At 51.3% G+C, this 3,428-nt stretch carries 5 protein-coding genes; all 5 read right to left on the bottom strand.

Features of this window, described 5'->3' with window-relative positions:
- Positions 1-132: 132 nt before the first annotated feature.
- Positions 133-1,446 (bottom strand): AAA-associated domain-containing protein, encoded by a 1,314-nt coding sequence (locus H5T64_13395; GenBank protein MBC7265328.1) that lies wholly within the window; start codon positions 1,444-1,446, stop codon positions 133-135.
- Positions 1,400-2,263 (bottom strand): DNA adenine methylase, encoded by an 864-nt coding sequence (locus H5T64_13400; GenBank protein ID MBC7265329.1) that lies wholly within the window; start codon positions 2,261-2,263, stop codon positions 1,400-1,402. The genes H5T64_13395 and H5T64_13400 overlap by 47 nt, the downstream gene beginning before the upstream one ends.
- A gap of 37 nt (positions 2,264-2,300) precedes the next feature.
- The gene (locus tag H5T64_13405; protein MBC7265330.1) at positions 2,301-2,930 is read right to left on the bottom strand and encodes a hypothetical protein; all 630 of its coding nucleotides are present in this window, start codon (positions 2,928-2,930) and stop codon (positions 2,301-2,303) included.
- 24 nt (positions 2,931-2,954) lie between these two features.
- Positions 2,955-3,155 (bottom strand): hypothetical protein, encoded by a 201-nt coding sequence (locus H5T64_13410; GenBank protein MBC7265331.1) that lies wholly within the window; start codon positions 3,153-3,155, stop codon positions 2,955-2,957.
- A 102-nt stretch (positions 3,156-3,257) separates the two neighbouring features.
- Positions 3,258-3,428: hypothetical protein (locus H5T64_13415; GenBank protein ID MBC7265332.1), on the bottom strand; the 171-nt coding region annotated here is incomplete at its 5' end.

The raw sequence follows: 3,428 nt of genomic DNA on the forward strand, positions 1-3,428 counted from the left end.
GGTGGGAGCGAGGCCCAGGCTTTGCAGGGCCTCGGCGGCGCGAGCCGAGTCCGCGTCGTTCATCTGGCAGCCGATGGTCCAGAGGTGGTAGTACATCAGGGAGATTCTATAGCCTCACAGTGCATTCGTGACTTAGCCCCCACTGGGAATAACGAAACGCATGCGGACGCCCTTCTGGGCATCCACCTCGGGCCAGCCTAACCCCTTAGACAGCCATTTTAACCAGCTCTTGATAGTCTGGGTCCGGCGACCAGCAGTTGAGCCGCCTATATGCGAGTGTTGTGCTATGATCTGGGCGATCTCTTCATTTGTCACCCACTGACCTAAACGGCCCTCCACTGCCTCTATAACTCGTTTCATTATGGGCATAGCAATGATCAAAGAAGCCAACTTAACATAGCGTTCAGGCGTCGGCAGTGCAACGAACTGTTTACCCTCGTCGGTCAAGACGTAGCGGTTATCGGGCTCAAGTCGTACCAAACCCAGGGATTCAGCCGCCTCCCGGTAGTAACTGCTTTGGCGTCGATCAAACCCAAAATGTTCTGCGATTGCCTTGCTGTTGTCAAGCCCTTCGGAAACCCGGAACACAAGTTCAACCACACGGGATAGACTGTCTGCCTGCGGGATAATGCCTTCCAGTTTAGCATCTGGTTGGATTTTGAGAATTTGTGATTGAGTGTTGTCAGGACGCCAGACAATGCGGTGACTGCTCGAAGATACCAAGTGAATAGATCCATAATCGAGTAGATCAGCGAAACTGTACCGCCAGAAATTGTACGTTTCTGTGCCGGGTTCATGAATGAAGAAGAAGGGCACAACCGTCTTTGGAACTCGCGCTACTTTGACGCTCTCTGTCCAATCACGATAAGGATAATACAACTGGCGGATAATGAAATTGCCATACGGTGATTTTCGAATCTTGCCCTCAATCAAAACGATACTATGTCGCCCCTCATAGCCAGCATCAATCTCGATCTGGACACCCTCCACCTCGAGCCATTCCTGCTCCACACGGAGACGGAACGCCCCTGATCTCTTGCGACCGCGGGCAGCAAGATAGAGCGTATGGTCACCGACTATTTCACCCAACAGGCCACAATTATAAGCGTAGTCTAAATGTTGCATTTCGCCGATGCCTCTATGAAGGCTGTACAGACTGAAAGCTACTCTAGACACAAACTCCTGTGTAGTGGACAAGGGCTCTAAGTCGTGGTAGCCCTCACCAGGCAATATCTTGTAGACACCATCCTGAACAGGCAGTATGAACAATCCGCGCTGCTGCAAAATCAGTGGCCTGTCTTCGCGCATGTCGAACTTAGCCATGAGACGAGGTTCCTGGTTAGTGATAGCCTTGATTTCATCGGCTGTGATAGTAAACGGGCCGGTACCTTTCCATCCTTTAACTGCGAAGATCTTCTCCCACGCTTGGTCCCGTATTCTTGGCATATCGGCCTCCCTCGTAATTCAAAACCACCACTTCGCGCACTGGGCCACGCTTGTGCCCAACGGAACTGATGGCGCGTCTGGCTTCTACAATTTCGATGCGAAAACCGCGATACAAGTCCAGGATCAGCGGCGTATACGAGTTGCTCAACATCAAGAGGCAACCCCTTCGATCCAACTCTCGATAGACCTCAGCAAGGCGCCTTTGGTCTGATTCCTTGAAATCGTCCATCGCATAACTGGTGAAACTAGATGTAGAGTTAAGAGGGTGATAGGGCGGGTCGAGGTAAACAAAATCTCCCGCCTGAGCATCTGCCACAGCGTCAGCGAAATCGGCAACTCGCAGGTGAGTTCCTTGAAGCGCCATACTCGCTGCTCTCAGTCCCTCCTCATCGCAAATCTTTGGATTCCTATAGCGCCCGAAAGGTACATTGAATCGCCCATCTCGGTTCACGCGGTAAAGGCCATTGTAGCAAGTCTTGTTTAGAAAGATGAGTCGCGAAGCGCGTTCAATATGAGTCATCTTCGCAGGGTCTTGAGCACGAATGAAGTAGTAGTAATCTCTGTCGTTCACATGCCGACGCAAAGATTCGATAAGAGGCTCCACCCAATCACGGACGACCCAATACGCGTTGATTAATTCCTCATTTGTGTCGCTCAAAAAGGAATTTGGAGGTTGGAGAAAGAAGAATACGGCCCCGCCACCCAAGAAAGGTTCGTAGTAGCGATTGAACGTCGGGGGGAAAAGTGGAGCATACGGGATCAACAGTTGCGTCTTTCCACCTGCCCACTTGACAAACGGACTGGCCCTGACACGCAACTTAGCGAGTTGCAAATTGTATGCAACAAGCTGCGGATCATGAACCTCTGGCACTTGCTTTCCCCACAGGCCTTCTGCGGCGCTTGTCAAAATGCTCTACACCACAGTAAGAATTTTGGAATTTCTGCCAGTTTTCGAGTCGTGCAAAATACTTGGCAGTATCGCTGGATATGTTGTTGGGTAACGAGAACGCCCACACGAAGCAATACGGTATTTTGAACGCCTCAAGCGCGTCCTGAACTTCCTGGAAGGCAGGGCCTTTGAATTCGCGGGATTCGAGGAGAAAAGCGCGGTTTATGTCGCTCAGCGCGAACCGAACACTTCCAGGCGCTACCCACTCGTGTTCGAAAAAAGGAAAGTCGTCATATAGCGAGATATCACGCTCAGACAAACCATAATCCCGTGGAACGATCTGGCTGTTTTTACTGAAAATACTTGGCGCATTGAACTCAAAGACTACATTGCCACAGAACTCGAACAAGCCCTGTGTCATTCTATCTGCAAGACAAACGTACTCTTCCCCGCTCCTGCAAATGGAATATCCCTTGTTCGGAATTAGGGCGCACTCTGCGAGGATAGAAGCAACGTTTTCTGGGCTTGTGAAGTGGTAAAAGACCGGGGAAAGTCCTGCTTTATGCCACTTGGCATGGAGTGTAAACCCCATCATAGTCGATCCCCTCGCGGATATGATTTATGTCATGTTGTCCGAAGTTGCAGCATCTTGAACTTGGACCCGAAAAACGCCAGTTTCATCGTTTTCTGGGTGCATAAACGTTCGCAAGCACTGCTCCCGTTCCTTGGCGGATTGCTCATTTTGATAGACCTCAGCCATGACTGGAATGCCGCTTTCGACTTTCACTACAACCCATAGAGTCTCAACTTGTGCTTTCATTGCTCATCAATCTCTCCCCTTCCTTGACTCACCTCACCCCCCTTCGGCCTCCCCCGTTCTCGGGCAATTCTACTGCCCGACGAGAGGGGGCTTGGGGTGGGGTTAAACATCCAACCCCAGTCGTCGCACCACATCTTCAAACGGCTGCCCACGCTCACCTGCGGCAACTGCTTTCTTCTGGCGCAGAAGCCTATCCCGCACGGCTTTTCTGATTTCCAGCCCTTCGTCAGGGTCGCCCAGCAACTCGAGCAACTTCTGCTCAATGGAGGTCTC

The sequence above is a fragment of the Chloroflexota bacterium genome (genome assembly GCA_014360825.1).
In the GTDB taxonomy this organism is placed as follows: domain Bacteria; phylum Chloroflexota; class Anaerolineae; order UBA2200; family JACIWT01; genus JACIWT01.